We start from the raw sequence: 26,070 nt of genomic DNA, 5'->3' as shown, positions 1-26,070 counted from the left end.
CACACGATAAGGCACGACACGGCCGCCAAGCGGCAGTCCTGGAGTTGAATCTACATGCCCATTACGATTTTCGACGGTATTGTCATCGGCGTCGTGCTCTTCTCCGCGGTGCTGGCGATGGTCCGCGGCTTTTCGCGCGAGATCCTCTCGATCGCGAGCTGGGGCGGTTCGGCCGCCGCTGCCTATTATCTCTATCCGTACCTGCTGCCCTATGCGAAGAAATATACCGATGACGACCGCATCGCGATCGTCGGTTCGGCAGCGGTCGTCTTCCTGATCGCGCTCATCGTCATCTCCTTCATCACGATGAAGATCGCCGATTTCATCATCGACAGCCGTGTCGGCGCGCTCGACCGCACGCTCGGCTTCCTGTTCGGGGCAGCGCGCGGCGTGCTGCTCCTGGTCGTCGCCGTCGCCTTCTGGAACTGGCTCGTCGATGCCGACCACCGTCCGGCTTGGGTCAACGAAGCGAAGTCGAAGCCCTTCCTGGATTCGATGGTCGTGAAGCTGAAATCGATTCTGCCGGAGCAATTTGCCCAGATGATACCGGAAAGCATCCGTGATAAGCTGCAGCCGCCGGCACAGGGCGCCGAAGGTACCACTCCGCCGACGGGCGACCAGGCTCCGGCGGAAGACGCACCGACCGCGCCTGCAGGCGGCGCGCAGCAGCCGGCGAATTGACACAGTGTTCAAGAGCTTGACCCGCCTTCCGGCAATTGCCATTTGAGCGGGACATGAAATGAGGGTCCGGCCGAGCATTCCAGCTCCGCCGGGCTCAGCTATTTCTGGAAATGCCGATCCATTCTTGTGAGAGCAGAGGCCCGCAGAAATGAACCAGTCCCATTCCTTCCCGACCGACGATCCGCTCGACGGAGATACGCTGCATGAAGAATGCGGGGTTTTCGGAATTCTGGGACATCCCGATGCCGCCGCGCTCACGGCGCTCGGCCTGCATGCCTTGCAGCACCGCGGACAGGAAGCGGCCGGCATCGTCTCCTTCGACGGCAAGCGCTTTTATCAAGAGCGCCACATGGGCCTCGTCGGCGACCACTATACCAATCCGATGACGCTCGCCCGCCTGCCCGGCAGCATTACGATCGGTCATACCCGCTACTCGACAACCGGCGAAGTGGCCATGCGCAACGTGCAGCCGCTCTTTGCCGAACTGGAAGAAGGCGGCATCGCCATTGCCCATAACGGCAATTTCACCAACGGCCTGACGCTGCGCCGCCAAATCATCGCGACCGGCGCCATCTGTCAGTCGACCTCCGATACCGAGGTCGTCCTCCACCTCATCGCCCGCTCCCGCCACGCTTCCACATCCGACCGCTTCATCGATGCCATTCGCCAGATGGAAGGCGGTTATTCGATGCTCGCCATGACGCGCACCAAGCTGATTGCCGCGCGCGACCCGACCGGCATCCGCCCACTGGTCATGGGAGAATTCGACGGCAAGCCGATCTTCTGCTCGGAGACCTGCGCGCTCGACATTATCGGCGCCAAGTTCATCCGCGACGTTGAGAACGGCGAGGTCATCATCTGTGAAATCCAGCCCGACGGCTCGATCAGCATCGATGCGCGCAAGCCTAGCAAGCCACAGCCGGAGCGCCTCTGCCTGTTCGAATATGTCTATTTCGCCCGCCCGGACTCGGTCGTCGGCGGCCGCAACGTCTATACGACGCGCAAGAGCATGGGCATGAACCTCGCCAAGGAATCGCCCGTCGATGGCGACGTGATCGTGCCGGTGCCGGATGGCGGCACGCCGGCAGCACTCGGCTATGCACAGCAGAGCGGGATTCCCTTCGAATACGGCATTATCCGCAATCATTATGTCGGGCGCACCTTCATCGAGCCAACGCAGCAGATCCGCGCCTTCGGCGTAAAGCTGAAGCATTCGGCCAACCGGGCGATGATCGAAGGCAAGCGCGTGGTGCTGGTTGATGATTCCATCGTGCGTGGTACGACGTCTCTCAAGATCGTGCAGATGATCCGCGAAGCCGGCGCGCGCGAAGTCCATGTCCGCGTCGCAAGCCCGATGATCTTCTTCCCGGATTTCTACGGCATCGACACGCCCGATGCCGAAAAGCTGCTGGCAAACCAGTATGCCGACGTCGAAGCCATGGCCAAATACATCGGCGCCGATTCGCTCGCCTTCCTGTCGATCAACGGCCTCTATCGCGCTGTCGGCGGTGAGGATCGCAACCCGGCTCGGCCGCAGTTCACCGACCACTATTTTACCGGCGACTATCCGACCCGCCTGCTCGACAAGAACGGCGAGTCCATGGGCAACAAGATTTCGATGCTTGCCAGCAACGGCTGACACGGCGCGCCGGCTTTTCCATTGTCCCATCCCGAGGGGTTCAATCGAACCCCTCTCCCTTCGTGAGGGAACACGACATCATGAATATCAATCTTGAGGGCAAGATCGCACTCGTTACCGGTGCGTCGCGTGGCATAGGCTATTTCACAGCGCTGGAACTTGCCAAAGCCGGCGCTCATGTGATTGCCTGCGCACGCACGGTTGGCGGGCTCGAGGACCTCGACGATGCGATCAAGGCTGTCGGCGGCACGGCGACGCTCGTGCCTTTCGACCTTGCCGACATGAATGCGATTGATGCGCTCGGCGGCTCGATCTTCGAGCGCTGGGGCAAACTCGACATCCTCGTCGCCAATGCCGGCGTGCTTGGGGTCATTTCGCCGATCGGCCATATCGAAGCGAAAGTGTTCGAGAAGGTGATGACCATCAACGTCACCGCGACATGGCGGCTGATCCGCTCGGTCGACCCGCTGCTGGCCCGCTCGGATGCCGGCCGCGCGGTGATCCTGTCATCGGGTGCTGCCCACAAGTGCCGCCCCTTCTGGGGCGCCTACTCCGCTTCCAAGGCCGCCGTCGAAGCGCTGGCACGCACATGGGCCGGCGAGAGCCAAAGCACACCGCTACGGGTCACCAGCGTCGATCCGGGAGCGACACGCACGGCGATGCGGGCGCAGGCGGTGCCCGGAGAAGATCCGCAGACGCTGCCGCATCCCTCCGACGTCGCAAAGGCGATCCTGCCGTTGCTGGGGCCTGGGGTGACCGAGACGGGCAAGCTGTTCATCGTCCGGGAGAACAAGCTCGTCGATTACCGGCTGCCTGAATAAGCTTGAGTCTTAGTTCGCGGCAGCTGCTGGGAACAGATGCGCCAGGCCCGCTTCCGACGGGCATAGAGCATTGAGGTCGACCGGTCCCTGGATGCCGTCCAATGTGCCGTTATCGGCAAATTGCCAGATCGACCAACGACTGCACTCTTCCTGCCTCGGCTCCCTGAACACGCTGCGCAGCCACAGATAGTGGTCGGGGAAGCGCGATTCATTGCCTTTCAGATATTGATCAAAGTACTCCTGGGTGACGTAGAAAATAGGCTTTTCCGCAAAAGTGCCCTTCAACTCGGTGAAAAAGGCGTTCACCTCAGCAACCATTTCCTCGATCGTCGGGATCCTGTTGCAATTGCCGACAAACTCCAGATCGACGGCGATCGGCAGAGTTCCCTGCTCCTTTGGGACGGTCGCGAGGACATTCTGCGCCTGATCCTTGCCCGGGCGGCAGAAGGTGAAGAAATGATAGGCGCCCCTGACCACTCCAGCATCGCCGGCGCGCTGCCAGTTGTCGGCGAACTTGGAATCCCGATGGTCTCCGCCTTCGGTCGCCTTCATGAAGGCGAAGCGGACATTCGGCTGCGCGGCAACAACCTTCCAATCAATATCACCCTGGTGATGGCTGACATCGATGCCTTGGATTGGATAGTTGCTGAGAGAGGGATTGTTGAAGCGAAGCATCCCGAAATCGTATGCCAAATATGCAGCGAATGCGATCACCAGAACTGCAGTCGCTCCGATCGTCGATCGAGCCAGTCTCCGCATCCCTTCCTCCCTATTAACAACAGCTTTTCAACCGGCTATGGGAGATTTGCGGCGCGAAAATGGCGCGCGAATTTCAAGGGCGCGCCAACTGGTTTCAAAGACGTTGGTTGCTGCGATCGATTCATCGGATGGATGGGGTTCTGTTGCCGCTGGATCGCTCTTCGCCCCTTGACCGGAAGCGCGAACCGGGCCATAAAACCCGCCATGAAAACGGTTATCTGCATTATCTGCCGGAAGATTATTCGCTAGCGCGAGCGCTGGCCCGGCCGTTTTCGTCTCCCAAATAGTCAAGATGCGAAACGCCCCGGTCCGCCGGTCGCGATATTTTTCTGATCGTGCATTTGGGAGAGTGAAATGGACGCGACGCCGGAACTGAAGCTGTACAACACGCTGACACGGGAAAAATCGGTCTTTTCGCCGATCGATCCAAACAATGTCCGCATGTATGTATGCGGCCCGACTGTCTATGACTTCGCTCATATCGGCAATGCCCGGCCGGTCATCGTCTTCGACGTGCTGTTCCGGCTGCTGCGCCATGGCTATGGCGAAGACCACGTCACTTATGCCCGCAACATCACCGACGTCGACGACAAGATCAATGCGCGCGCGCTTCGGGACCATCCGGGCCTGCCGCTCAACGACGCGATCCGCGCGGTCACGGAAAAGACTGAGACGCAATTTCACACCGATGTCGCCGAACTCGGCTGCCTGGAGCCGGACTTCGAGCCGCGCGCCACCGACAATATCGTCGAGATGACCGAGATCATCGAGAAGCTGATCGGCAACGGCCATGCCTATGTTGCATCGGGCGAAGTGCTGTTCGACACCAAATCCATGGCGGATTACGGTCAGCTTTCGAAGCGTCCGCTCGACGAGCAGCAGGCGGGTGCCCGCATCGCTGTCGACGCACACAAAAAGCATCCTGGCGATTTCGTGCTCTGGAAATTGTCGAGCCACAACGAGCCCGGCTGGGAGAGCCCATGGGGCCGTGGCCGGCCCGGCTGGCACATCGAATGCTCCGCGATGAGCAAGCGCTATCTCGGCAATGTCTTCGACATTCACGGCGGCGGGCTGGACTTGATCTTCCCGCATCATGAAAACGAAATCGCCCAGTCGCGCTGCGCCCACGGTACCGAGGTGATGGCGAATGTCTGGATGCATAACGGCTTCCTGCAGGTCGAAGGCCGCAAGATGTCGAAATCCGAAGGCAATTTCGTCACCATCCACGAGTTGCTGCACACGGAAACCTTCGGCGGCCGCAAATGGCCGGGCCAGGTGCTGCGCCTTGCCATGCTGATGACGCATTACCGCGAGCCGATCGATTTCTCGATCAAGCGATTGGAAGAAGCCGAACGTCTGCTCGCCAAATGGCCGGCGGCAGAAGTCGGCGATGCGGCGCCCGATGAATCCGTGCTGAACGCGCTTTCCGACGACCTCAATACGGTGGCCGCGGTGCAGGCATTACATGCGTTGGCGCAAGCTGCGCATACGGATCCCACAGCCAGTGCCGTCTTTGCCGCAACGGCCGACCTGCTGGGCTTGCTGCCGAAAAAGATGGAAATCGACGAAGCCGTCGCATCGGCGGTCGATGCGCTGGTCGCAATGCGTCTCGAAATGCTGAAAGCGAAGAACTTCACCGAGGCCGACAAGATCCGCGACGAACTGACGGCGAAGGGCATCCAGTTGAAGGACGGCAAGGATGCGGTAACGGGCGAGCGCGTGACGACGTGGGAGGTCAAGAGATGACCACCTATACCGGCGGCTGCCAATGCGGAGCAATCCGTTTCCGCGTCAGCGGCGACGTCAAGGATTCGTCGATCTGTCATTGCCGCATGTGCCAGAAGGCGTTCGGTGCCTATTATGCGCCGCTGGTCTCAGTACGCGGCGCCGATTTCGAATGGACACGCGGAGAGCGGAAAAGATTCCGCTCTTCCAATTTCGTCGAGCGTGGCTTCTGCGGCGATTGCGGCACGCCGCTAACCTACGAGGCGCCGGATGGAATGGCGATTGCCGCCGGCGCCTTTGACGACCCTTCGGCGTTTCCGCCGGTGATCCAATTCGGCATCGAGGGCAAGATCGGTTTCGTCGATCATCTGCACGAATTGCCGGGCCACCGGACGGAAGAGGATGCGCAAGCCGCCCCCTTCCTGCTTGAGCTTGTCTCCTGCCAGCATCCTGATCATGAGACGCAGGCATGGCCACCCGAGGAGATCGGATGACGACGGAATCAGACAAAAGCGGCGGGTGCCAGTGCGGGGCGGTGCGTTACCGCGCCAAAGGCGAACTCGGCTATCCCCATCTTTGCCATTGCCGCATGTGCCAGAAGGCGGCGGGCAATTATTTCATGCCGCTTGCCGGCGTGATGCGCAGCGATTTTACCTTCACGCGCGGCGCGCCGAAATGGTTTCAGTCCTCGGATCTGGTGCGGCGCGGCTTCTGCGGCGATTGCGGCACGCCGCTGTTCTACGATATTCCGGAGGCGGAATTCATCAACATCACGCTCGGATCGCTCGATGATCCCGATGCGGTCAAGCCGGTGATGCAATCGAACACCGGCCGCAAGATGTCCTGGTTTCACGCGCTGGACGGCCTGCCGCTGGAACCACAGGCTGAAACGCCCGACCGCGAGAATGCGATCGCGGCAAGCAACCATCAACACCCCGACCACGACACGAAAAGCTGGCCCCTCGGAGAAACCTCATGACGGACACGATCAAGACAGGCGGATGCCAGTGCGGTGCCGTGCGCTTCCGCATCTCGGGCAGACTGGGGCGACCCTCAATCTGCCATTGCCGCATGTGCCAGAAGCAGTTCGGCGGCTTCTTCTCGGCGCTCGTTACCGCGCCTGAGGAAGGGATGGAGTGGACACGCGGCGAGCCGAACTACTTCCAGTCCTCGGTCAATATCGAACGCGGCTTCTGCAACAATTGCGGCACGCCGATGACCTATCGTCATCCGGGCGGGCTGGAGCTTGCGATCGGCACCTTCGACGACCGCAGCGACCTCGCACCGCTGATCCAGGTCAACTACGAGGCCCGCCTGCCCTGGGTCGAGGAAATTTTCGAGGCGCCGGTGCTGAAGGATCAGGATTTCTACTCCCGGCAGGAGGCGATCATCTCCTTCCAGCATCCCGATCACGACACCGAAGTCTGGCCGGCGAAAGGCGTGAAGATATGACCGAGATACTGCGCACGCTCTATCCCGAAATCGAACCCTATGTTTCCGGCCATCTCGATGTCGGCGACGGCCATGTGATCTATTGGGAGCGCTCGGGCACGCCTGGCGCCAAGCCCGCCGTCTTCCTGCATGGCGGCCCGGGCGGCGGCATCTCGCCCGCCCATCGCCGGCTCTTCGATCCCGCCCTCTACGACGTCATGCTGTTCGACCAGCGCGGTTGCGGCAGGTCGACGCCGCATGCGGAACTGCATGCCAACACGACCTGGCACCTCGTCGCCGATATCGAGCGGCTGCGCGAGATGGCCGGCGTCGACAGCTGGCAGGTGTTCGGCGGCTCCTGGGGCTCGACGCTGGCGCTCGCCTATGCCGAGACGCATCCGCAGCACGTCTCCGAGCTCATCCTGCGCGGCATCTATACGCTGACCAAGGCCGAGCTCGACTGGTATTATCAATTCGGCGTCTCGGAGATGTTCCCTGACAAGTGGGAGCGGTTCATCGCGCCGATTCCGCCGGAAGAGCGGCATGAGATGATGCATGCCTATCATCGCCGCCTGACGCATGAGGACAGGAATGTGCGCCTCGCGGCGGCGCAGGCCTGGAGCATCTGGGAAGGCGAAACGATCACGCTGCTGCCGGAACCTTCGACGAGCTTCAAGTTCGAGGAGCCGGAATTCGCCTATGCATTTGCGCGCATCGAGAACCATTTCTTTGTCAATGCCGGCTGGATGGACGAGGGACAGCTGATCCGCGATGCCGGCAGGCTCAAGGATATTCCCGGCGTCATCGTGCATGGCCGCTACGACATGCCCTGCCCGGCCAAATATGCCTGGCTGCTGCACAAGGCCTGGCCGAAGGCGGAGTTCCACCTGATCGAGGGTGCGGGCCATGCCTATTCGGAGCCGGGGATTCTCGATCGGCTGATCCGGGCGACGGATAAGTTTGCCAGGAAGCAAGACTGATCGTTAGCATTGGGGGCAGCCCCTCACCCTAACCCTCTCCCCGCCCGCGGGGAGAGGGGACGTGCCCCGCGATACGGTGCGGCATATCCCTTCTCCCCGTCATAACGGGGAGAAGGTGGCGGCAGCCGGATGAGGGGCAGCATCCGCACTTCATTACAACCCGCTTGGCGGGAGGAAACGACATGAAAGAACGCATCTACCTCTTCGACACGACGCTTCGGGACGGGCAGCAGACGCCCGGCATCGATTTTTCCGTCGAGGACAAGATTGCGATTGCCGCCATGCTGGACGAGTTCGGCCTCGACTACGTCGAGGGCGGATATCCCGGCGCCAATCCGACGGATACCGCCTTCTTCAGCGAGAAGCGCACCAGCCAGGCCAGTTTCGTCGCCTTCGGCATGACGAAGCGGGCGGGCGTTTCGGTCTCCAACGATCCCGGCATTGCCGGGCTGCTGCAGGCAAAATCCGACGCCATCTGTTTCGTCGCCAAGAGCTGGGATTATCATGTCGCGGTGGCGCTCGGCTGCACCAACGAGGAAAACCTCGAATGCATCGCCGAAAGCGTCAAGGCGGCGGTTGGCGCGGGTAAGGAGGCGATCGTCGATTGCGAGCATTTCTTCGACGGCTTCAAGGCCAATCCGGCCTATGCGCTCGCCTGCGCCAAGACGGCCTATGAGAGTGGCGCCCGCTGGGTTGTACTCTGCGACACCAATGGCGGCACGCAGCCGCCGGAGGTGCGCGCCATCGTCGAGGCGGTGATAGCCTCAGGCGTTCCCGGCCACTGTCTTGGCATCCATGCGCATAACGACACCGGTCAGGCGGTTGCCAATTCGCTTGCCGCCGTCGACGCCGGCGTCCGGCAGATCCAGGGTACGCTGAACGGCATCGGCGAGCGCTGCGGCAATGCCAATCTGGTGACGCTGATCCCGACGCTGGCGCTGAAGAGCGCCTACAACAGCCGTTTCGAAACGGCGATCGACGAGGAGCGGCTGCTCAACCTCACCCGGCTCTCGCATGCTTTCGACGAGTTGCTCAATCGCTCGCCGGATCACCAGATGCCCTATGTCGGCGCCTCAGCCTTCGCCACCAAGGCCGGCATCCACGCATCGGCGCTGCTCAAGGATCCGCGGACCTATGAACACGTGCCGCCTGAAACCGTCGGTAACTTCCGCAAGGTCATGGTCTCCGACCAGGGCGGCAAGGCGAACTTCATCAATGCGCTGAAGCGGCGCGGCATCGAGGTCGCCAAGGACGATCCGAAGCTCGACCTGCTGATCTCGATCGTCAAGGAACGTGAATCGATCGGCTATGCATATGAGGGCGCGGATGCGAGCTTCGAGCTGCTGGCCCGCCGCACGCTCGGCACGATCCCAGAATTCTTCACCATCGAAGGCTTCCGCGTGATGATCGAGCGCCGCTTCGACAGTCTCGGCCGTGTGAAGATCGTCTCGGAGGCGGTGGTCAAGATCACCATCGACGGCCAGACGCTGATGTCAGTTGCCGATGCCGAAGGCCCGGTCAACGCGCTCGACCTCGCGCTGCGCAAGGATTTCGGCAAGTACCAGCACGAGATCGACGATCTGGTGCTCGCCGATTTCAAGGTGCGTATCCTCAATGGCGGCACGGAGGCGATCACCCGCGTGCTGATCGAATCCACCGACAGCGACGGGGTGCGCTGGTGGACGGTCGGCGTCTCGGAGAACATCATCGACGCTTCGTTCCAGGCGCTAATGGATTCGGTCATCTACAAGCTGATGAAGAACCGGCAGCTGGCGGGCAAGATCGCGGCGGAATAAACCTTTTCCGCGGCTCGGCGTAGGGGTCCCAGCCCTCGCCCGAATACCGTTCGCTTCCTTCGGACTTCGTCTTCCAGCGACGGACGTCGGATATATTATCGTCTATCGCTTCGTCTCCGGGTTCAAATCCTCTACCCTTCATTCAACGAAATGAATTGGCCTATTCACGGCGCTTAAGCTAGGCCGGATCAGAAGAAGAACAAAGATGGAAACACCGATGTCGACCGATGCATCCGTTCCGTTGGCCAAGAACGAAGACAGTCCGCGCGGGTTCGCCTTCGCGCTGACGGCCTATCTGCTCTGGGGCTTTCTGCCGATTTACATGAAGGCGGTGGCGCATATCTCGCCGGCCGAGGTGATCGCCCATCGTATCGTCTGGTCGCTGCCGGTGGCGGGCATCGTGCTGATCGTGCTCGGGCGCACGCAGGATATCCGCGCAGCACTCAGTTCGCCGCGCATGCTGGCGATGGCGGCGCTGACGGCGTCGCTGATCACCGTCAACTGGGGCACCTATGTCTGGGCGATCGGCGCCGGCCATTCGCTCGACGCAGCACTTGGCTACTTCATCAATCCGCTGTTCAGCATCTTCCTCGGCGCGGTGTTCCTCAAGGAAAAGCTGCAACCGCTGCAGATCGCGGCGATCGCGCTTGCGGCGCTTGCCGTCGCCATTCTCGCGCTGGACAGCGGCGGCATCCCGTGGGTGGCGCTGACGCTGGCGGTCAGCTGGGGGTTCTACGCCCTGTTGCGCAAGACGCTGCCGCTCGGGCCGAACCAGGGCTTCTTCCTGGAAGTGCTGATCCTCAGCGGGCCGGCCCTCCTCTACATTCTCTATCTGGAATTCGGCAGCGGCCAGGGCCATTTGTACCGCACCGGTCTTGCCGACACGACCCTGCTGCTCGGCTGCGGCGTCATCACCGCCGTGCCGCTGATGATCTATGCAAACGGCGCCAAGCTGCTGAAACTCTCAACGATCGGCATCATGCAGTATATCGCGCCGACGATGATCTTCCTGATCGCCGTCTTCGTCTTCCACGAGCCATTCGGCACGGCGCGCATGATCGCCTTCCCGCTGATCTGGGCGGGGCTGTTCCTCTATAGCTGGTCGATGCTGAAGGGAAGCCGCGGGCGCTGAGGCGCTAAAGCGCGTCACGTCGAATCGGATTCATGCGACGCGCTTCAGGTCTTTGTTTTATGCATGTCTTTGTCCCAAAACCGCTGGACACTTTTGGGCGACATGCATTGAATCCCTACATCTTCGAAATCACCTCGTCCTCGCCGTCACGATCGGCGGCGAGCTGGGCTGCCTGGGCCATGATCGCCGGAATGATGCCGGGGATCTCGTCGACGACGAGTGGCTGCACCCGGTGGGCGGTGTGCAGGAAGCCTTCTTCGGTCATATGGCGCATCAGTTCCATCATCGGATCCCAAAAACCGTTGACGTTGGCGAAGACCATCGGCTTCTCGTGGCGGCCGAGCTGCGCCCAGGTCATGATCTCGACGATCTCCTCCAGCGTGCCGATGCCGCCGGGCAGCGCGACGAAGGCATCGGAGCGCTCGAACATGGTGTGTTTGCGCGCATGCATGTCAGGGGTTACAATGAGTTCGTTCAGCTGACCGAGCGAGTGGCGAGTCGCTTCCATATCGATCAGGAATTCGGGAATGATGCCCGTGACCTGACCGCCGCCTGAAAGCACGCCGCTGGCAACCGCGCCCATGATGCCTTTGGTACCCCCGCCATAGACGAGGCGCAGGCCGTATTCGGCGATCTCTCTTCCGAGAGCACGCCCGGCCGCCATGTGGGAAGGATCGCGTCCCGGCCTGGAGCCGCAGTAAACGCAGATGGATCGAATCGATACAGATTGTTCGGTCATGAGGGCAAAACAACTATTCCATTTCAATGCAGTCAAGAAAATTGACTGAAAAGCAGCGTGCCTAGCTTGCCTAATTGCTTTGAATGCTTGTGGAAAGCAACGGGAATCGCTAGCAATTTTGGGTATTACGGCAAATTGCCGCTCTGGGAGACATAATGATGAAGAACCGTGCCGGCTTGCTGGCTCTTGCAGTCCTCGCAATCGCAATCCTACTGATGGTGTTTGTCGTCATGCCGCGTATCGGCGGCGATGCAACCAAGGTCGGCGACGCCATCAACCAGGCGAGCACGGAGCTCAAGAACACGGTTAACGAGGCGTCAAAGACATCGCGCTCCGCTGTGGGCGATGCGGCTGCGGTCGCCGATCAGGTCGGCCGCCTTTCGGCCGATGCCGGCGTGTCGCTCAGCGAGCTCAAGGCGCTGTTTGCCGACGGCAAAGGCCCTGCCATCGATGTCTTCACTGCCGCCAAAACCAAGGCCGTCAACGCGCTGACCGCACTTGCCGGCTTCACTATTCCCGAGGGCCTCGATCCCGCGACCCAGACCCTTGCCGCCAAGGCCAAGGACGGTGGCGCGAAGGCGCTCGCCATCGTCCGGTCGCTGCCCGAGAACATCGCCGATGCGCTTGCCGCGATCGCCAAGGCCGAGGTTGCGCTGACCGGTGCGCCGGAGACCGCCCCTGGGGCGAATACGGCAGCGGAAAATACCGGCCCGAAACTTCCCGCCTTCGACGTATTGCGCGTCGAGCCCGACGGATCGACGGTGATTGCCGGTTCCGCCGAACCGAACGGCAAGCTCGAGGTGCTCGACGGCGAGAAGGTGGTGACGACGGCCAATGTCGATGCGAGTGGCGATTTTGCTGCCGTTCTCGACGATCCGCTTCCAGCCGGCGACCACCAGCTGGTGCTCAAGTTCACGGGCAAGGACGGCAAGAGCACGCTTTCCGAAGAAGTCGCGACCATTTCCGTGCCGAAGGATGGCAATGGCGCCAATCTGCTCGCCATGGTTTCCAAACCCGGCGCGGCGAGCCGCATCATCACCGCGCCGAAGGCCGGAACCGAAGTTGCCGACGCCTCCAATCCGATGGCGCCGCCTGCGGACAAGCCGGCAACCGGTGAAAGCTCGGCTGCACCAACCGGCGAGCTGGCGCTGCAGACGCCGAACCTCACCGACACACCCTCCGGCGGCGCTGATACGGCACCGGCCATTCCCGGCACTGCCGCACCGGATAAGACGAATGCACCCGACGTGATGGTCAATGCCGTCGAGATCGAAGGCAACAAGATCTTCATTGCCGGCACGACGCGCTCCAATGCCAAGGTCATCGGTTATGCCGACGACAGCCTCGTCGGCCAGGATACTGCCGGCTCCGACGGCCATTTCGTCATCGACGGTGTGGTGGCGCTTTCGGTCGGCGACCACAAGATCCGCGTCGATGTCGTCGATCCCACTGGCAAGGTGATCGTGCGTGCGTCGGTGAATTTCAATCGCCCCGCCGGCGATCAGGTGAGGGTCGCCGCGCAATCGGCCCCCGCAGATGCGAACGGTGCTTCCTCGATGGTTCCGCTTGACGAAGGCGAGCTCCGCAAACTGAAAGCCGAAGTCGGCAAGGCCTTCGGCCTGCTGAAGGGGCTTTTTGCCGATGGCAAGTTGCCCGGCGCCGAACAGCTTGCGGCAGCACGCTCGGCAACGGACTTTGCGCTGCGCTCCGTCGCAGACTTCCGCCCGGCCGCCGATGCGCCTGATGTCTTCAAGCAAGCGTCAGGTTCCTCCTCACAGGTCGCCGGCAATGCGCTGAAGCTGCTGCAGGGCCTGCCTGGGGATGCGAAGTCGGTCGGCGCCGCACTCGACAAGCTGGGCGGGATGATTGCCGAGCTCACCGCCGCACCCGCGCCGGCAACGCCGTCTGCAAACGAGGTCGGAAGCAACCAGCCGAAGACGATCGAACAGGCGCCGCTGACGGCGAACAACGCGGCGGTCATCATTCGCCGCGGCGACACGCTTTGGCAGATCTCGCGCCGTACCTATGGTCTCGGCGTTCGCTACACGACGATCTACATCGCCAACGAGGACAAGATCATCAATCCCGATCGCATCCGCCCTGGCCAGATTTTCGGCCTGCCGAAGGATGTACTGCCGAATGCCGAAGAGCTGCACCGCAAGCGCATGTCCGGCCAGCATCTCTAAGCTGCAAAACAACACGACGAGGCCGGGCGGGACAAGCGCCCGGCCTCGTCGTTTCCTTACCCCAGCAATTGTTGTATTCGTCCGCCCGGCACCCTATCTGGCGGTGGCGGCTGCGGGTTGTGGGAAGCGCTTTCAGGCACGTCCCGGTTCCGCGCTCTTGCCGGCATCGAATCGCCGCAATCGCGGCAAGCCCATCCGGGCTGGAGACAATCATGGCAAACGGCAAGACAGTCTCGGAATCCAACCTGCCGCAGACGCTTCTCAACCTCTGGCCCTATATGTGGCCGGCCGGCCGGCCCGACCTCAAGATGCGCGTCGTCTGGGCTTCGGTCTTTCTGCTGATCTCCAAATTCGTACTGTTGCTCGTTCCCTATTTCTTCAAATGGTCGACCGATGCGCTGAATGGCAGGATGGATCTTGCCGGCTCGGTGCCGCCGCTGCTGGCCGGCGCCATCGCGCTTGTCATCGCCTATAACATCACCCGGCTGATCCAGCTCGGCCTCAATCAGCTGCGCGACGCGCTCTTTGCCAGCGTCGGACAACATGCGGTGCGCCAGCTCGCCTACAGGACCTTCGTGCACATGCACGAGCTGTCGCTGCGCTTCCATCTGGAGCGCAAGACCGGCGGGCTGTCGCGCATCATCGAGCGCGGCACCAAGGGCATCGAGACGATCGTGCGCTTCACGATCCTCAATTCGGTCCCGACCGTCATCGAATTCCTGCTGACGGCAGTGATCTTCTGGTGGGGCTACGGCTTCTCCTATCTCGCCGTTACCGCCTTTACCGTCTGGGCCTATATCTGGTTCACGATCCGCGCATCCGACTGGCGCATCGCCATCCGCCGGTCGATGAACGATAGCGATACCGACGCCAATACCAAGGCGATCGACTCCCTCCTCAATTTCGAGACCGTCAAATATTTCGGCAATGAAGAGATGGAGGCCAAGCGCTTCGACAAATCGATGGAACGCTACGAGAAGGCGGCAACCGATGTCTGGACCTCGCTCGGCTGGCTGAACTTCGGCCAGGGCGTCATCTTCGGCATCGGCACGACCATCATGCTGGTGCTGTCGGCGCTGGCCGTGCAGCGCGGCGAGCAGACGGTCGGCGATTTCGTTTTCGTCAATTCGATGCTGCTGCAGCTTTCCGTACCGCTCAACTTCATCGGCTTCGTCTACCGGGAAATTCGCCAGGGGCTGACCGATATCGAGCAGATGTTCGATTTGCTTGAGGTGCAGACCGAAGTCAAAGACGCGCCCGATGCGACCGAACTTCGGATCGGCCAGGGCGCGATCTCCTTCAAGGACGTGCATTTCGCCTACGACGCGGCCCGTCCGATCCTGAAGGGCATTTCCTTCGAGGTGCCGGCCGGCAAGACGGTCGCCGTCGTCGGTCCGTCGGGTGCGGGCAAATCGACGCTGTCGCGCCTGCTCTATCGTTTCTACGATATCCAGAGCGGCGCGATCACCGTCGACGGCCAGGATATCCGCAAGGTGACGCAGAAGAGCCTGCGTACGGCGATCGGCATGGTGCCGCAGGATACAGTGCTCTTCAACGACACGGTCGCCTACAACATCCGCTACGGCCGCACATCGGCCAGCGACGGCGAGGTCTTTGCAGCGGCCGAGGTGGCGCAGATCGCACATTTCATCGAAACGCTGCCCGAGGGTTTCGAAACCAAGGTTGGCGAGCGCGGGCTGAAGCTTTCGGGCGGCGAGAAGCAGCGGGTGGCGATCGCCCGCACCATCCTCAAGGCGCCACCGATCTTGATCCTCGACGAGGCGACGTCGGCGCTCGACACGACGACGGAACGAGAAATCCAGGAAGCACTCGACCTGGTTTCGAAGAACCGCACGACGCTTGTTATCGCCCACCGGCTTTCGACTGTCATCAGCGCCGATGAAATCATCGTGCTCAAAAGCGGCGAGATCGCCGAGCGCGGAACACATGCAGCCCTCCTCGAAAGGAACGGCCTTTATGCCTCGATGTGGAACCGCCAGCGCGAGGCGACACAGGCGGAGGAACATCTGAAGCAGGTGCGCGAAAGCGACGACCTCGGCGTGATAACACGACTTGCTCCGGCAAGCTGAGGGGGAAACCGACGCCGGCCGGCTTTTGTTGTTCAGAAACCCGGCGTGGGAACCAGGGCCGATGCCGCAGCATTGCCCCGGAGACGGTTTTTCGCTAACCAGCAAAAATGAAAACGCAAGGAGACCGGCAGCATGAGCCTGTTCAACACGGTTCGCAACACGATCGTCCCCGTGCACAAGGAGGGTTATCCCTTCGTTGCCGCCTTCTTCGTCGCATCGCTGGTCTTGGGATGGATCTTCAAGCCGCTCTTCTGGATCGGCATGATCTTCACGCTCTGGTGCGCCTATTTCTTCCGCGATCCGGAGCGCGTGACCCCGCAGGACGACGACCTGGTGATCTCTCCCGCCGACGGCAAGGTCTCGGCGATCCAGATGGTGACCCCGCCGGCCGAGCTCAACCTCGGCTCCGAGCCGATGCTGCGCATCTCGGTCTTCATGAACGTCTTCAATTGCCATGTGAACCGGGCGCCGATGCGCGGGCGCATCATCAGCATCAACTACCGCTCCGGCAGCTTCGTCAACGCCGAGCTCGACAAGGCGAGCGAGGACAATGAGCGCAACGGGCTGGTGATCGAAACCCGCCACGGCCAGATCGGCGTCGTGCAGATCGCCGGCCTCGTGGCGCGGCGCATCCTCTGCTGGGCAAACCCCAACGAGCCGGTGGATGCCGGCGAGCGCTTCGGGCTGATCCGTTTCGGCTCGCGGCTCGACGTATTCCTGCCCGCCGGTGCTGCGCCGCGCGTCTCGCTCGGCCAGACGGCGGTTGCGGGAGAAACCGTCATCGCCGAATTCGCCTCCGCCAAGGGTCCCGTCATCAGCCGCCGCAGTTAGAGCGGGTGAGCTTTTCACGGAAGTGCAGAAGCGCTACGCACTGTTGCTGGAATTGCCTTAGGAACGATTGGAACGCGATATGGAAACGCCTTTTCCGCCTTTCGAGCCCAATGGGCCGGATGATTCCGCCCGCGGCCCGCGTCTGCGCGAAATCCCGCTCCGGCTCGTCTTTCCGAACCTTATCACCATTCTGGCGATCTGCGCCGGGTTGACCGGCATCCGGCTGGCTTTCGAGAATCGTTACGAGCTCGCCGTCTCCATGGTGCTGCTCGCCGCCTTCCTCGACGGTATCGACGGGCGCGTAGCGCGGCTGATGAAGGCGACTTCTAAGTTCGGCGCGCAGATGGATTCGCTTGCCGACATCGTCAATTTCGGCGTCGCACCCGCCCTCGTCGTCTATGTCTTCGCGCTCGACCAGGCGCGCTCGCTCGGCTGGATCGCCGCGCTGATCTATGCGATCGCCGCCGGACTTCGCCTTGCCCGCTTCAATGTCATGGCCGAACGCGAGAACAAGGCGAGCTGGCAATCGGAATATTTCGTCGGCGTGCCGGCGCCGGCCGGCGCCATGCTTGTGCTGCTGCCGGTCTATCTCGGCTTCCTCGGGCTGGCGACGGATCGCACCTTCGCCTATATCTCGTCGATTTACACCGTGCTCATCGCCTTCCTGCTGATCAGCCGGCTGCCGGTCTGGTCGGGCAAATCGGAAGGCAACCGCTTGCGGCGCGACCTCGTGTTGCCGATGATGCTCGGCGTCGTGCTCTATGTGGCTCTGCTGATGAGCTACACCTGGGAGGTGATGGTCTTCACCGTGGCCGCCTACCTCGTATCGCTTCCCTTCGGCGCCCGTAAATGGCGGCGGAAATACGGGACGCTGACGATCGAGGAGCCGGGCATCGGCGACGACGATATCGGCCGGCACATCTGATCTCCTAGCATTTCCGGATTTCTTGGAATGACGGAAATGCTTCTCTCCCTTCGTTCTGACGTATCCCCGGGAAAAGCATGCGTTTTATCCGGATGAAGCTGTTCTGCGCTTTTCCCCAGAAAACCGCTTTCAGACTTTTATTGGAACTGCTCTCTTCAGTAAGTATTAACCAACGTAGGCTTCAGTTAAGCCTCGCGAATTATGGTGCGCGTTTACAAATCCTGATAAGCGACGCCCCCGTTTTGTCGCTATTCGTGATGAAACATCAAACTATAAAATACCCAGGGAAGAACCACGCAAGGAGAGTATCGTGACTTCGAAGAAGAGCAGTACCGGCGAACAGCAGGCGGCCAAGCCAGACCTCGCCGCCAATTATCGCCCCGTCGGCCTGAAGGCTGTTGCCGCAGCATCGCTGATGGCGAAGCATAAGCCGACCAGCGTCAAAAAATCCGCTTGAAGCGGAAGGCTTCAAATTGGAATCACGCGTGCTTTCGGGTTACATGCGTTAGGCACCGCTGACGAAGCGAATGACGAGGCGATCGTCGGAAATCTCCCGACAACGCTCTGGCGACCAAGCACAACGCGAAAAACCTGATGGAGGAAGCGATGCATCGCCGTCGCTTATGTGAGACGTCGGCGCCGATAGGTCGCCGACGGCCTGCAGGGATGGCGGATAGTGTTCAGAAGAAGCTGAGTTGGCCGCCGTCAGGCTTTTGCTTGTCGGGCGCCTTCAGCGGCTTTTCGACGACGACCGGCGCCTGCAGGTCGGGGCCCATGTTGGCAACCTTGTTGACTCTGTCGGAGACCGGTACGGCCTCGAAGAAATCATCCTGAACCGGCTGCATCAAGTCTACCACTTCGCGCGGCTCCTGAGTCTTGCAATCCAGCCAGCGCGTGAAATCCTCAGGTCTGATGACGACGGGCATGCGATCGTGGATCGCTGATATGGCTGAATTGGCTGATGTCGTCAGGATCGCGCCGGTATCGACCTCGGACCCGTCGGCCGAGGACCATGTCTCCATCAGCCCGGCAAAGGCGATGACCCCACCCCGGCGCGGCCTGATCCAGTAGGCCTGCGGCTTCTCGCCGCTTTCCTTCGACGGACGATGCCATTCATAGAAACCGGAGGCCGGGATGAGCACGCGGCGATGACGCATGGCGGCGCGGAAGGAGGCCTTGCCGATCGCGGTTTCGGAGCGCGCGTTGATCAGCAGCGGGAAATCCTTCGGATCCTTGACCCAACCCGGCGTCAGGCCCCAGCGCACGAGCACGGCGCGCCGGTCGGCCAAGTTGCTGCCCTGCTCCCTGCCCTCGCCTGATATGACAACGAGGATCGGTTGCGTCGGCGCGATATTGTAGCGCGCCGGAAAATCGTCGAAATCGAGACCGGAGAAGACGTCGCGCAGGTCGACGCTGGAGATTGTCAGGGCGAAGCGTCCACACATCGGCTTGTCTTTGCACCCGGCCGGTGCTCCGTCAAGACGCCTCAGCCTCTCGGCGCGAAGAGGATGAGGCTGGCGCCGGCAAGGCAGATCAGCGCACCGCCGATATCGTAACGATCAGGCACGCGGGCTTCGACCAGCCACAGCCAGTGCAGCGAAGCGAGGATGTAGATGCCGCCATAGGCTGCGAAGGCGCGGCCGGCGGCCTCGCTCGGCACCAACGTCAGAAGCCAGGCGAAAAGCGCCAGGGAGACCATGCCCGGCGCCAGCCACCAGACGGGTTTTTCGAGTTTCAGCCATGCCCAGAAGGCAAAGCAGCCGGCGATCTCGAAGAGGGCAGCAAACGCAAAAATGATGTAGGTCACGGAAGCACCTTTCGAATCCTCGTGGCACTATTCATTCGATAAGATGAGCCATCACAGCAAGAGCAGTCCCGATGACCTCCACCGCTAAACCCGGCTCAGCCGCCATTCTCGAACGTGATGGACGATTCCTTCTGGTGTTGCGACGCAATCCGCCTTCCGCCGACATGTATGCCTTTCCCGGCGGGCGGGCCGAGCCTGGCGAAACGCCGGAGCAAACGGCATTGCGCGAACTCCATGAAGAGACCGGCATTTCGGCACGGAATCCGCGGCTGTTTTCGACCTACGACCTGAAGACGCATGCGGCCGACGGCAGCGTCAACAGCCATTTCCTGCTATCGGTCTTTCGGGTCGATGCGGATGAAGACGCGGTGGCGGAAGCCGCCGACGATGCGGCCGCCCTCGGCTGGTACACGGTGGAGGAAATCCGGCGGCTGCCCGTGCCGCAGAGCGTGCTCGAATGCGCGGAACGGCTGGCGGGCGGCGAATAGACGTGGAAACTTTGAAGCACGCCTTGTTGCCGTCATGCTCAACGTATCAACTGGGTGCATGATTCCCGTTCGACGCGTTTTCCTGTCCCTGCTCGTGCTCGCCGGCCCCACGATGGCGCAGGGCAAGAATACGCCGCCTCCACAGCAGGAGGAAATTGCGCCCCCACCTGCTGTGATCGTGCCCTATGACGACAAGCTGGCGCGGTTCGCCGAGGTGCTGGGTTCGGTGCATTATCTGAGAACGCTCTGCAAGGCGCCTGGCGGCGACGAGTGGCGAAACAGCATGCAGCAGTTGCTCGATTCGGAGACCGGCAACGAGCCGCAGCGCAAGGAAAAGCTGACAGCGGCCTTCAATCGCGGCTATCGCGCCTTCGCCTCGGTCTATACGGATTGCACCCCGGCGGCCATCGTGGCAGAAGAGCGCTACCGTAACGAAGGTGCAACACTTGCCACAGAAATTACCTCGCGCTTTGGAAATTGACGTTTAATTAACCTGTTTTCGCAAGCGGACGTGTCGTTTTGGGAAAAGGCTGTTAGTGTTGTTAACGGTGCAGTAAGACATGAGAAGTTCTGAGGAAAAGACAATGGAAGCAAGCCTCAACGACATCGACGACATGATCGTCCACGAAAAGATGCAGGCAGCTCTGGAGTACCAGAACGAGGCTTGGGCCGACGGCATGGCCGACGGGATCGAGCCTGAAATCATCGCTGATGCCGCCATTGCACATGCGCTGCGCGAGACAATCAGATTGCATGGGGAAAAGAGCGCCGAAGCCCTGCTGGATTCGCTGCGTGAGCGCATGCTTGCCGGCGAATTCTCCGCGAACCGCACCCTGCAATAATTGTTATCAGAGAGTTTGATGCACACCGGTAAAGAGAAAGTTTCGCGAATTTCCCTCGCGCCGGTGCTGCTTGCGTTCAGCCTCGCCGCCGGCAATGTTTTCCTTGCGCCGGCAGCCTACGCGCTTTCCGAACTGCACAAGATCCCCGGCCAGGCCGCCAACGAGACGCCGCCCGCACAGGGAGGCGCTCAGGGTCAGAGCCAGCCGCAGGGCGGGACCACTCCCGGCGTTCCCATGGCCGATCCGCTGGTCAACAGCCAGAACAATCAGGGTGTCGACAAGACGCCGGGCGCTCAGGACAATTCCAAGCCTGCCGAGGTGATCTACGACATCAGCAAGGTGCCAGAGCCGGTTCGCAAGATGCGCGAGCAGATCGTCGAGGCGGCCGCCTCCGGCGATCTCGAGCGACTGCGGCCGCTGATGGGCACTGGTGCCGACCAGACACAGGTGACTGTGGGCGAACCGACCGACGATCCGATCGGCACGCTGAAGGATCTGTCGGGCGATCCTGACGGTGACGAGATCCTTGCCATCATGCTCGACATCGTCTCGACCGGCTTCGTACATGTCGGCCAGGGCACAGCAGACGACATGTATGTCTGGCCCTATTTTGCCGAGAAGGACCTGAAGACGCTGACGCCGCCGGAGCGTGTTGAACTGCTGCGCATCGTCACTGCCGGCGATCTCTCCGACATGCAGGAATTCGGCGGATATAATTTCTACCGCCTCGGCATTACGCCTCAGGGTAAATGGAAATTCTTCACAGCGGGCGATTGATGCCCGTCTTGGCTGCGCTTTCCACGTTCGCATGGCGCTTGCGATCCACCTCATGAAGACATACCTCTGAGCGATGACCAACGCGACAGGTTCCGCCATGCCAGCCGTATTCCTGAAAGACCGCTCATTGCTCTTCGTCAGCGGCGCGGAAGCCCAATCCTTCCTGCAGAACCTGATCACCACCGATATCACCGCGCTTGGGCCTGATGAGGCGCGGCCCGGGGCACTCTTGACGCCGCAAGGCAAGATCCTGTTCGACTTCATGATCTGGCAGGACGGCGACGGCTACATGATCGAAACCGATGCCGGCCAGCGCGACGGCCTGTTGAAGCGGCTGACGATGTACAAGCTGCGCGCCGCCGTCACACTTTCGCCAAGCACCGAAGAGGGCGTTACCGTTTCCTGGGACGAGGGTGCCGAGGGCGTCCGGGAGAGCCAAGGTGCCCGAGACAGTCGCTTCGCCAAGGCGGGCGTCACGCTCACCCGTCGGGCAGGAAGACACGGCGATGGTGCAGAAGTGCTCTACGACGCGCTGCGCATCAGCCACGGCATCGTCACATCAGGATCTGACTTTGCCCTGCAGGACGCCTTCCCGCATGACGTGCTGATGGATTTCAACGGTGGCCTCTCCTTCAGGAAAGGCTGCTATGTCGGCCAGGAGGTCGTCTCGCGCATGCACCATCGCGGCACCGCGCGCCGGCGCGTCGTGACAGTGTCCGCCGCAACGGCCCTGCCAGGGACCGGGACGGAGATCACCGCCGCCGGCAAGCCTGTGGGAACACTCGGTTCGGTCGAAGGCGGCAATGGACTTGCGATCGTGCGCATCGACCGCGCCGGCGCGGCGATGGCGGCAGGCACGCCGCTGCTCGCCGGCGACACGCCTGTGTCCCTCGTCCTGCCGGCATGGTCCGGTCTCGTCTTTCCCGCCAGCGCCGACGAGGCCAGCGCGTGACAACACCGAAAGCTCCGCGTGCCTGGCAGCGCATGCTGTCCGGGCGCAGGCTCGACCTGCTCGACCCCTCGCCGCTCGATGTCGAACTGATCGACATCGCTCATGGGCTTGCGCGTGTGGCCCGCTGGAACGGCCAGACCTCCGGAGATCATGCTTTCTCGGTGGCCCAGCACAGTCTCGTCGTCGAGGATATCTTCCGTCGCTTCAACGACGCGCGGCCGCAGGAGTGCCTGATGGCGCTGCTGCACGATGCGCCCGAATATGTGATCGGCGACATGATATCGCCATTCAAATCGGTGGTCGGCGGCGGCTACAAGACGGTGGAAAAGCGGCTGGAGGCCGCCGTGCACCTGCGCTTCGGCCTGCCGCCGCATCCCTCGCGCGACCTCAAGGACCGAATCAAAAAGGCCGATACGATCGCCGCCTATTTCGAAGCGACCGTGCTTGCCGGTTTCACACCTGCCGAGGCACAGAAATTCTTCGGCCAGCCGCGCGGCATCAGCAAGGACATGCTGATGATCGAGCCCTTGCCGGCCATCGAAGCACAGCGGTTGTTCTGCGAGCGCTTCGCCGCGATCGAGGTCGAGCGGGAGATGGTATCGTGACCTTCATCGTCGTCTCGCCGCTGTCGCGCATCGCGGAGATGGCGGTGCGCCACAAGGCGCGCGACATGATCAGCCTGATCGCCAAGGAGCAGGCCTTTCACCGGCCGGGCGTGATCGCGGCCGAACGTCATCTGACGCTTGCTATGAACGACATCGTCTTCAAGGGCACCGGCAATCTCGTAGCGCCTGATGAGACGCATGTGCGCGGGATTATCGACTTTGCCGCCTCGTGGCGGCAGGAGACGCCGCTGCTCATCCATTGCTGGATGGGTGTGTCGCGATCGCCGGCCGCAGCCCTCATCGCCGCGCTGTCGCTGGCACCCGATCAAAGCGACGAAACGCTTGCCCGCCGGCTGCGGGCCGCCTCGCCTTTCGCGACACCGAATGCCCGGCTGATCCAAATCGGTGACGCGCTGCTCGGCCGCAGCGGCCGGCTGGTTGCGGCGGTGCGGGCAATCGGACGTGGCGCCGATGCCGACGGCAACGCGCCCTTCGTCCTTGCTATCCGGGACGCCGCTTGCGGTTGACGCTGCCGCCAGCCGCTCCATCTAGGCCCCGATCACGCACAATCGACAGGGCCAGATCATGGAACACCAGGCAGCCGATGTCCTCCTCGCCACGCAAACGGCGCTCAGCCAGGCAAGCGCGCTTGCCGTGCAATATTCCTTCTCTGTCCTCGGGGCGGTGATCCTTCTCGTTCTTGGCTGGGCGCTGGCCGGTTTTACCAGTCGTTGGGCCTATGAAGGCCTGTCGCGCGTTCATGGCATCGACGAGACGCTAGCGCGTTTCTTCACCAATGTGCTGCGCTATGCCCTGCTCATTCTGGTGTTCATCACCGTGCTCGGTCAATTCGGCGTCCAGACCGCCTCGATCATCGCAACCCTCGGCGCGGCAGGCCTGGCGATCGGACTGGCGCTGCAAGGCACGCTGCAGAATATCGCCGCCGGCATCATGCTGCTGATCCTCAGGCCGTTCCGCGTCGGCGAATATATAGAGACCAGCAGCGTGGCCGGCACGGTACGCGAAATCGGATTGTTTGCAACCGAGCTCAAAACCGGCGACGGGCTTTACCGGCTGGCGCCGAATTCGACGCTCTGGAACACGCCGATTACCAATTTTAGCCGCGAACCCACCCGGCGGAACGAGCTGAAAATCAGCGTCGCCTATGAGGATGACATCGATCTGGCGATGGAGAGGCTGATGAACCTTGCCAAAGCCGATTCCAGGGTGCTGACGTCACCGGCACCCAGCGTCTTCATCGACAGCCTTGGTGACGGCACGATCTCCGTAGCGCTGCGCTACTGGGCAAAGACCGGTGACTGGTGGCTGGTCAGCCGTGACATGGTGAAGCGCGTGAAACTCGCCTTCGACGATAATCCTGACGCTGCGCCGGATGCTTCAGATGCCGCGCCGGCAAAAACGTCCAACGGCAAGGCGACGGCCGAAAAACCGACGCCGACGCGGCAGTAAGACATTGCAGCGCCGCGGGTGTTTTTAAGACCCGCGGCGCTGTGCACTTCGAATTCCCAATTTTGTTGTTAATCGATGCCGATCTGAGAATTGCGCCATAGCCTATTGAATGACGCCGCAGGAAAGTCTTTCCCCGGCATCACCCGAAGGCTGGCTTCGATAATCATCCGAATTGGCGTGCACCATCAATGCACGGCCGCGAATGCCGTCGGTCTTGCCGTCGAGCGTGACCATGCTGTCGAAGACCTGCGCCCGCAGCACGCCGTCCTGCCCGACATATTGATTGGGCATATCGCCGGCGTGCGGACCCTTGGCGGCAAGAATGCCGTGCTCGGCCTTCTCAGGATTGAAGTGGCCGCCCGCCGATTCGTGATGGGTCGCGGCGTCGCAGCGGCCGGTCTCATGAACATGGAAGGCCACCCATTTATTCACCGGCAGTCCCGATATCTCGACTTCGATCAGGACGCCGCCAGTGGCGGCAGCCGTCAGTTGCGCGCGACCGTCCTCCTTGCCGTCCTTGCCGACGAAATTGGCAACCGCCGTCTGCTTGTCCTGAGCGCCCGCCGGCAATGCAACCGCAAGCAGGCTCAGGGCGGCGATAATGCGCATGGCTTTCATGGAGATCTCCTTCCGTCCGGTTGTCCTTCTGAACGTGTCAAACCGGAAGGTGTTCCTGACCGAGGAAGATCGCACGAAGAAGACGTAACGAGAAAAGCCGACCAACGGCCGGCTTGATCATCCGGATCGGCACGCCATTCAGGCGACCGCGTCGAAATCGAACTGGCCGTAGGTCTTGCGGTAGAGATCCTCGGGCTGATCGCCTGTCGGCGGCGCGGTCTGCTGCAATGGATAGGAAACGGCAATGCTGCTTGCCGTGGCACTGTCACGCGTGTCCATCATCAGCGCAATCAGGCTGCCGGAAAACTTCGGCTGCGTCTCGCTGTTCTTGTCCTCGTCGAGGAGTTCTTTGATGATGCCGGGCTTCTCATCGGCGGCACGTTCGCCGCGGCTGAGGACGCCATCGCCATTGGCATCGAGACGCGAAAGAGTCGCCAGATATGCATATGACGTGTCTGAAACGGATGTGGTGCTGGTCATACAAACCTCCATTCACCGCCTTTTGCCGGTGGTGTTTGTACGCAATACGAACTGGGAAAATCACTGTTGACTCGGTGGTTAAACTGATTTGCGCAGTGCGTCAATAAGTTGTTAACTTCTCATTAACGATGATTGACAAAAGTTAACGGAATGCGCGAGCGCAGGCCTCTGCCAGCATCAGGGGGCCGCTTTTCTCCGTATTTCAGGTATTTTTCACATATAAAACAGACGTCTAACGCCGCGAGGTCTCTGCTGCACTGCAACCGAATATTAATCCGGGCCATACAAAATGGGCA

30 protein-coding genes are annotated in these 26,070 nt (G+C 61.5%); 24 read left to right on the top strand and 6 right to left on the bottom strand.

The annotated features are described in order from the left end of the window. The first annotated feature begins 54 nt into the window (after nt 1-54). The 3 genes from ACM5SV_RS10055 (at nt 55) to ACM5SV_RS10045 (ending at nt 3,141) form a co-directional block, all read left to right on the top strand. Nucleotides 55-681 (top strand): CvpA family protein, encoded by a 627-nt coding sequence (locus ACM5SV_RS10055; protein ID WP_128407196.1) that lies wholly within the window; start codon nt 55-57, stop codon nt 679-681. A gap of 148 nt (nt 682-829) precedes the next feature. Continuing rightward, entirely contained in the window at nt 830-2,320 is a 1,491-nt protein-coding gene (purF, locus tag ACM5SV_RS10050) for an amidophosphoribosyltransferase (RefSeq protein WP_017993519.1), read from the top strand. An 80-nt stretch (nt 2,321-2,400) separates the two neighbouring features. Further along, entirely contained in the window at nt 2,401-3,141 is a 741-nt protein-coding gene (locus tag ACM5SV_RS10045; protein ID WP_113547978.1) for an SDR family NAD(P)-dependent oxidoreductase, read from the top strand. 9 nt (nt 3,142-3,150) lie between these two features. Here ACM5SV_RS10045 and ACM5SV_RS10040 read toward each other — a convergent pair whose 3' ends face one another. After that, nucleotides 3,151-3,900 (bottom strand): GH25 family lysozyme, encoded by a 750-nt coding sequence (locus ACM5SV_RS10040; RefSeq protein ID WP_164564509.1) that lies wholly within the window; start codon nt 3,898-3,900, stop codon nt 3,151-3,153. A 59-nt stretch (nt 3,901-3,959) separates the two neighbouring features. On the opposite strand from ACM5SV_RS10040, the gene ACM5SV_RS10035 reads away from it, so the two are divergent. The 8 genes from ACM5SV_RS10035 to rarD all read left to right on the top strand — a co-directional run bounded on the left by ACM5SV_RS10035 (nt 3,960) and on the right by rarD (nt 10,964). Continuing rightward, complete coding sequence (locus tag ACM5SV_RS10035) at nt 3,960-4,187, top strand: hypothetical protein (RefSeq protein WP_155739757.1); 228 nt, start codon at nt 3,960-3,962, stop codon at nt 4,185-4,187. Between the two features lie 67 nt (nt 4,188-4,254). Beyond that, nucleotides 4,255-5,646: a cysteine--tRNA ligase gene (gene cysS / locus ACM5SV_RS10030; protein WP_222014315.1), complete on the top strand. Its 1,392-nt coding sequence runs from the start codon at nt 4,255-4,257 to the stop codon at nt 5,644-5,646. Beyond that, nucleotides 5,643-6,119 carry a GFA family protein gene (locus tag ACM5SV_RS10025; RefSeq protein WP_222014316.1) on the top strand — a complete coding sequence of 159 codons (477 nt, stop codon included), beginning with the start codon at nt 5,643-5,645 and terminating at the stop codon, nt 6,117-6,119. Before cysS ends, ACM5SV_RS10025 begins: the two co-directional genes overlap by 4 nt. Next, entirely contained in the window at nt 6,116-6,604 is a 489-nt protein-coding gene (locus tag ACM5SV_RS10020; protein ID WP_012756816.1) for a GFA family protein, read from the top strand. The genes ACM5SV_RS10025 and ACM5SV_RS10020 overlap by 4 nt, the downstream gene beginning before the upstream one ends. Continuing rightward, a complete protein-coding gene (locus ACM5SV_RS10015; protein ID WP_012756815.1) occupies nt 6,601-7,077 on the top strand; it encodes a GFA family protein in 477 nt (158 codons plus the stop codon). The genes ACM5SV_RS10020 and ACM5SV_RS10015 overlap by 4 nt, the downstream gene beginning before the upstream one ends. Then, a complete protein-coding gene (pip, locus tag ACM5SV_RS10010) occupies nt 7,074-8,036 on the top strand; it encodes a prolyl aminopeptidase (protein ID WP_222014317.1) in 963 nt (320 codons plus the stop codon). The genes ACM5SV_RS10015 and pip overlap by 4 nt, the downstream gene beginning before the upstream one ends. A 182-nt stretch (nt 8,037-8,218) precedes the next feature. Beyond that, complete coding sequence (cimA, locus tag ACM5SV_RS10005) at nt 8,219-9,832, top strand: citramalate synthase (RefSeq protein WP_012756813.1); 1,614 nt, start codon at nt 8,219-8,221, stop codon at nt 9,830-9,832. Between the two features lie 217 nt (nt 9,833-10,049). Then, nucleotides 10,050-10,964: an EamA family transporter RarD gene (gene rarD, locus ACM5SV_RS10000; RefSeq protein ID WP_222014318.1), complete on the top strand. Its 915-nt coding sequence runs from the start codon at nt 10,050-10,052 to the stop codon at nt 10,962-10,964. A 115-nt stretch (nt 10,965-11,079) separates the two neighbouring features. On the opposite strand, the gene ACM5SV_RS09995 is transcribed toward rarD, so the two are convergent. Then, nucleotides 11,080-11,703, bottom strand: coding sequence for a TIGR00730 family Rossman fold protein (locus ACM5SV_RS09995; RefSeq protein WP_003546992.1), 624 nt, complete (start codon nt 11,701-11,703; stop codon nt 11,080-11,082). Between the two features lie 155 nt (nt 11,704-11,858). On the opposite strand from ACM5SV_RS09995, the gene ACM5SV_RS09990 reads away from it, so the two are divergent. From ACM5SV_RS09990 to ACM5SV_RS09970, 5 genes are all read left to right on the top strand, one after another. Next, nucleotides 11,859-13,889 carry a LysM peptidoglycan-binding domain-containing protein gene (locus ACM5SV_RS09990; RefSeq protein WP_012756811.1) on the top strand — a complete coding sequence of 677 codons (2,031 nt, stop codon included), beginning with the start codon at nt 11,859-11,861 and terminating at the stop codon, nt 13,887-13,889. A 212-nt stretch (nt 13,890-14,101) separates the two neighbouring features. Further along, nucleotides 14,102-15,979 (top strand): ABCB family ABC transporter ATP-binding protein/permease, encoded by a 1,878-nt coding sequence (locus tag ACM5SV_RS09985; protein ID WP_113547987.1) that lies wholly within the window; start codon nt 14,102-14,104, stop codon nt 15,977-15,979. 132 nt (nt 15,980-16,111) lie between these two features. Continuing rightward, nucleotides 16,112-16,810 (top strand): phosphatidylserine decarboxylase, encoded by a 699-nt coding sequence (locus tag ACM5SV_RS09980; protein WP_012756809.1) that lies wholly within the window; start codon nt 16,112-16,114, stop codon nt 16,808-16,810. 79 nt (nt 16,811-16,889) lie between these two features. Beyond that, a complete protein-coding gene (gene pssA, locus ACM5SV_RS09975; protein WP_012756808.1) occupies nt 16,890-17,735 on the top strand; it encodes a CDP-diacylglycerol--serine O-phosphatidyltransferase in 846 nt (281 codons plus the stop codon). Nucleotides 17,736-18,045: 310 nt separating this feature from the next. Next, nucleotides 18,046-18,192, top strand: coding sequence for a hypothetical protein (locus tag ACM5SV_RS09970; protein WP_003558132.1), 147 nt, complete (start codon nt 18,046-18,048; stop codon nt 18,190-18,192). Nucleotides 18,193-18,415: 223 nt separating this feature from the next. Here ACM5SV_RS09970 and ACM5SV_RS09965 read toward each other — a convergent pair whose 3' ends face one another. Both ACM5SV_RS09965 and ACM5SV_RS09960 read right to left on the bottom strand, forming a co-directional pair. After that, the gene (locus tag ACM5SV_RS09965) at nt 18,416-19,180 is read right to left on the bottom strand and encodes an SOS response-associated peptidase (protein WP_012756807.1); all 765 of its coding nucleotides are present in this window, start codon (nt 19,178-19,180) and stop codon (nt 18,416-18,418) included. A 41-nt stretch (nt 19,181-19,221) separates the two neighbouring features. Next, on the bottom strand, nt 19,222-19,542 hold the full coding sequence (locus tag ACM5SV_RS09960) for a YnfA family protein (RefSeq protein ID WP_012756806.1): 321 nt from the start codon (nt 19,540-19,542) through the stop codon (nt 19,222-19,224). Nucleotides 19,543-19,613: 71 nt separating this feature from the next. Between ACM5SV_RS09960 and ACM5SV_RS09955 the strand changes: the two genes are divergently transcribed. The 8 genes from ACM5SV_RS09955 to ACM5SV_RS09920 all read left to right on the top strand — a co-directional run bounded on the left by ACM5SV_RS09955 (nt 19,614) and on the right by ACM5SV_RS09920 (nt 24,676). After that, on the top strand, nt 19,614-20,030 hold the full coding sequence (locus ACM5SV_RS09955) for an NUDIX hydrolase (protein ID WP_012756805.1): 417 nt from the start codon (nt 19,614-19,616) through the stop codon (nt 20,028-20,030). 34 nt (nt 20,031-20,064) lie between these two features. Continuing rightward, the gene (locus ACM5SV_RS09950) at nt 20,065-20,511 is read left to right on the top strand and encodes a TIGR02301 family protein (protein ID WP_171815676.1); all 447 of its coding nucleotides are present in this window, start codon (nt 20,065-20,067) and stop codon (nt 20,509-20,511) included. Nucleotides 20,512-20,614: 103 nt separating this feature from the next. Continuing rightward, nucleotides 20,615-20,872, top strand: a complete 258-nt coding sequence (locus tag ACM5SV_RS09945) for a hypothetical protein (RefSeq protein ID WP_003546972.1) — start codon at nt 20,615-20,617, stop codon at nt 20,870-20,872. Between the two features lie 18 nt (nt 20,873-20,890). After that, nucleotides 20,891-21,649 carry a hypothetical protein gene (locus tag ACM5SV_RS09940; RefSeq protein WP_113547992.1) on the top strand — a complete coding sequence of 253 codons (759 nt, stop codon included), beginning with the start codon at nt 20,891-20,893 and terminating at the stop codon, nt 21,647-21,649. A gap of 97 nt (nt 21,650-21,746) precedes the next feature. Further along, nucleotides 21,747-22,601 (top strand): YgfZ/GcvT domain-containing protein, encoded by an 855-nt coding sequence (locus ACM5SV_RS09935; protein WP_419425182.1) that lies wholly within the window; start codon nt 21,747-21,749, stop codon nt 22,599-22,601. Then, nucleotides 22,598-23,206 (top strand): YfbR-like 5'-deoxynucleotidase, encoded by a 609-nt coding sequence (locus tag ACM5SV_RS09930; protein ID WP_011651215.1) that lies wholly within the window; start codon nt 22,598-22,600, stop codon nt 23,204-23,206. The genes ACM5SV_RS09935 and ACM5SV_RS09930 overlap by 4 nt, the downstream gene beginning before the upstream one ends. Further along, nucleotides 23,203-23,733 (top strand): tyrosine phosphatase family protein, encoded by a 531-nt coding sequence (locus ACM5SV_RS09925; protein WP_113547993.1) that lies wholly within the window; start codon nt 23,203-23,205, stop codon nt 23,731-23,733. Before ACM5SV_RS09930 ends, ACM5SV_RS09925 begins: the two co-directional genes overlap by 4 nt. 58 nt (nt 23,734-23,791) lie before the next feature. Beyond that, complete coding sequence (locus tag ACM5SV_RS09920) at nt 23,792-24,676, top strand: mechanosensitive ion channel family protein (RefSeq protein ID WP_222014319.1); 885 nt, start codon at nt 23,792-23,794, stop codon at nt 24,674-24,676. Between the two features lie 102 nt (nt 24,677-24,778). Here ACM5SV_RS09920 and ACM5SV_RS09915 read toward each other — a convergent pair whose 3' ends face one another. Together ACM5SV_RS09915 and ACM5SV_RS09910 are read right to left on the bottom strand one after the other, a co-directional pair. Further along, nucleotides 24,779-25,294, bottom strand: coding sequence for a superoxide dismutase family protein (locus ACM5SV_RS09915; RefSeq protein WP_012756798.1), 516 nt, complete (start codon nt 25,292-25,294; stop codon nt 24,779-24,781). Nucleotides 25,295-25,432: 138 nt separating this feature from the next. Continuing rightward, complete coding sequence (locus tag ACM5SV_RS09910; RefSeq protein ID WP_222014320.1) at nt 25,433-25,786, bottom strand: hypothetical protein; 354 nt, start codon at nt 25,784-25,786, stop codon at nt 25,433-25,435. Between the last annotated feature and the right edge of the window lie 284 nt (nt 25,787-26,070).

Origin of the sequence: Rhizobium sp. CRRU65 (assembly GCF_048551595.1) — a bacterium.
GTDB classification, from domain to species: Bacteria; Pseudomonadota; Alphaproteobacteria; order Rhizobiales; family Rhizobiaceae; genus Rhizobium; species Rhizobium leguminosarum_J.
The sequence above is the reverse complement of the archived record's forward strand: the minus strand, read 5'-3'. Positions and strand labels throughout refer to the sequence as shown.

Coding starts and splice junctions, on each gene's coding strand:
- cimA (WP_012756813.1), top strand. CDS start 8,219: ATGAAAGAACGCATCTACCTCTTCGACACGACGCTTCGGGACGGGCAG.
- ACM5SV_RS09910 (WP_222014320.1), bottom strand. CDS start 25,786: ATGGAGGTTTGTATGACCAGCACCACATCCGTTTCAGACACGTCATAT.
- ACM5SV_RS10040 (WP_164564509.1), bottom strand. CDS start 3,900: ATGCGGAGACTGGCTCGATCGACGATCGGAGCGACTGCAGTTCTGGTG.
- ACM5SV_RS09920 (WP_222014319.1), top strand. CDS start 23,792: ATGGAACACCAGGCAGCCGATGTCCTCCTCGCCACGCAAACGGCGCTC.
- pssA (WP_012756808.1), top strand. CDS start 16,890: ATGGAAACGCCTTTTCCGCCTTTCGAGCCCAATGGGCCGGATGATTCC.
- ACM5SV_RS09950 (WP_171815676.1), top strand. CDS start 20,065: ATGCTCAACGTATCAACTGGGTGCATGATTCCCGTTCGACGCGTTTTC.
- ACM5SV_RS10045 (WP_113547978.1), top strand. CDS start 2,401: ATGAATATCAATCTTGAGGGCAAGATCGCACTCGTTACCGGTGCGTCG.
- ACM5SV_RS10015 (WP_012756815.1), top strand. CDS start 6,601: ATGACGGACACGATCAAGACAGGCGGATGCCAGTGCGGTGCCGTGCGC.
- cysS (WP_222014315.1), top strand. CDS start 4,255: ATGGACGCGACGCCGGAACTGAAGCTGTACAACACGCTGACACGGGAA.
- ACM5SV_RS09945 (WP_003546972.1), top strand. CDS start 20,615: ATGGAAGCAAGCCTCAACGACATCGACGACATGATCGTCCACGAAAAG.
- ACM5SV_RS10055 (WP_128407196.1), top strand. CDS start 55: ATGCCCATTACGATTTTCGACGGTATTGTCATCGGCGTCGTGCTCTTC.
- ACM5SV_RS09985 (WP_113547987.1), top strand. CDS start 14,102: ATGGCAAACGGCAAGACAGTCTCGGAATCCAACCTGCCGCAGACGCTT.
- ACM5SV_RS09915 (WP_012756798.1), bottom strand. CDS start 25,294: ATGAAAGCCATGCGCATTATCGCCGCCCTGAGCCTGCTTGCGGTTGCA.
- rarD (WP_222014318.1), top strand. CDS start 10,050: ATGTCGACCGATGCATCCGTTCCGTTGGCCAAGAACGAAGACAGTCCG.
- ACM5SV_RS09995 (WP_003546992.1), bottom strand. CDS start 11,703: ATGACCGAACAATCTGTATCGATTCGATCCATCTGCGTTTACTGCGGC.
- ACM5SV_RS10025 (WP_222014316.1), top strand. CDS start 5,643: ATGACCACCTATACCGGCGGCTGCCAATGCGGAGCAATCCGTTTCCGC.
- ACM5SV_RS10035 (WP_155739757.1), top strand. CDS start 3,960: ATGGCGCGCGAATTTCAAGGGCGCGCCAACTGGTTTCAAAGACGTTGG.
- ACM5SV_RS09940 (WP_113547992.1), top strand. CDS start 20,891: ATGCACACCGGTAAAGAGAAAGTTTCGCGAATTTCCCTCGCGCCGGTG.
- ACM5SV_RS09965 (WP_012756807.1), bottom strand. CDS start 19,180: ATGTGTGGACGCTTCGCCCTGACAATCTCCAGCGTCGACCTGCGCGAC.
- ACM5SV_RS09935 (WP_419425182.1), top strand. CDS start 21,747: ATGCCAGCCGTATTCCTGAAAGACCGCTCATTGCTCTTCGTCAGCGGC.
- ACM5SV_RS09955 (WP_012756805.1), top strand. CDS start 19,614: ATGACCTCCACCGCTAAACCCGGCTCAGCCGCCATTCTCGAACGTGAT.
- pip (WP_222014317.1), top strand. CDS start 7,074: ATGACCGAGATACTGCGCACGCTCTATCCCGAAATCGAACCCTATGTT.
- ACM5SV_RS09990 (WP_012756811.1), top strand. CDS start 11,859: ATGATGAAGAACCGTGCCGGCTTGCTGGCTCTTGCAGTCCTCGCAATC.
- ACM5SV_RS10020 (WP_012756816.1), top strand. CDS start 6,116: ATGACGACGGAATCAGACAAAAGCGGCGGGTGCCAGTGCGGGGCGGTG.
- ACM5SV_RS09980 (WP_012756809.1), top strand. CDS start 16,112: ATGAGCCTGTTCAACACGGTTCGCAACACGATCGTCCCCGTGCACAAG.
- purF (WP_017993519.1), top strand. CDS start 830: ATGAACCAGTCCCATTCCTTCCCGACCGACGATCCGCTCGACGGAGAT.